The 1,241-nt window shown below is 71.7% G+C and carries 3 protein-coding genes; all 3 read right to left on the minus strand.

The window, feature by feature from the left end:
- Positions 1-534, minus strand: a 534-nt coding sequence (locus FV223_RS27940) for a YicC/YloC family endoribonuclease (RefSeq protein ID WP_348644835.1), incomplete at its 3' end; no start/stop codon positions are given.
- 63 nt (positions 535-597) lie between these two features.
- Complete coding sequence (locus FV223_RS27945; RefSeq protein ID WP_147729916.1) at positions 598-948, minus strand: VOC family protein; 351 nt, start codon at positions 946-948, stop codon at positions 598-600.
- 49 nt (positions 949-997) lie between these two features.
- Positions 998-1,126, minus strand: a complete 129-nt coding sequence (locus FV223_RS32505; protein ID WP_281407481.1) for a hypothetical protein — start codon at positions 1,124-1,126, stop codon at positions 998-1,000.
- Positions 1,127-1,241: the final 115 nt, after the last annotated feature.

The following is a 1,241-nucleotide window of genomic DNA, read 5'->3' on the forward strand; positions in this document are numbered from 1 at the left end:
CGCCTCGGGCCTGCGCGCCGGGCAATCCTCCGCGGCCTGCGTCAGCACGCCCATCCGCGCGACCTGCGCCGCGACGATCTCCGCAAGCGCCCGGCCCTCGGCGCGGCGCGCCTCGACGAGGTCGGCCACCAGCCGCACGACGCCCTCCGCGAGGTCGCGCGCCAGCGCGTCCGGCTCGGTGGCGGCCTCGTCCTCGGCCTCGACGACGCCGCGGATCGACAGCAGCCCGTCCATCGTCGCGGGCGCGATCCCCTCCGGCACCGGCACGCGGGCGACGGCCTCGGCGAGCCGCGCCAGCAACGCCTCGTCGATCCGCACCCGCGCCTTGCTCTCCGGCTTCGTCAGGTTGAGCGAGAGCTGGCACTGGCCGCGGGCCAGCGTCTTCTGCAGGGCGGTGCGCGCGACCTCGCCGACGGCATCGTATCCGTTCGGCACCCGGAGCCGCACGTCGAACCCGCGGCCGTTGACGCTGCGGACCTCCCAGGCCCACTGCACCGGCCCGGTGGTGCCGGCGGCCCGGGCGAACCCGGTCATGCTCGCGATCATGGTCTTGCGATGCCCTGCGTTGCGGCGCCGAGGTTTCGTCGTGCGGGACGCCTACACGAAGGCGTTGACCTCTACCGTGAACCCGCCCGGCGCCTGGAAATAGAACGTCACCCGCCCGTGCTCCTCGCGCGGGGTCTCCGGGGCGAAGCCGCCTTCGGTCAGCCGTGCGTGGATGGCGTGGACCTGCTCCACCCGCTCCTGGATGAAGCCGATGTGGAAGATCTTGGGGTAGGTCACATCCTTCACGCGGAACAGGCTGAGGATGCCGCCGCCGTCGTCGGCGAGGAAGGCCATTTTGTCGTTGACCGGCATCGCGGTGCGGCGCAGCCCGAAATAGGTCTCGAACATCGCGACCGTGGCCGGGACCTCGGTGACGCCGAGGTTGACGTGGTTCAGGTGCATCGGCTCGTCCTGATGGCGCGTGCCAGCGGCGCCGCAGCGCCGGGGACGATCACGGTTGCTTCAGCACCGGCACGGTCTTGGGCGAGCCGAGGTCGTAGGTCTTGTTCTTCAGCGGATCGAGCTTGGTGCCCTCCGAGGCGTCGAAGGCCTTCGGCCGCGGCCCGCCCGCCCCGCGCATTTGGGTGGGCCCCCCCGGTGTCTTATAAACATATCCGCGCCCCCGCGGCCGGGGCCGATGTCGTTTTGCGGGTTGTGCGTGAAAAAAAAAAGGGGGGGGGGGGGGGGGGGGGGGG

The organism is Methylobacterium sp. WL116 (assembly GCF_008039455.1).
Lineage (GTDB): Bacteria > Pseudomonadota > Alphaproteobacteria > Rhizobiales > Beijerinckiaceae > Methylobacterium.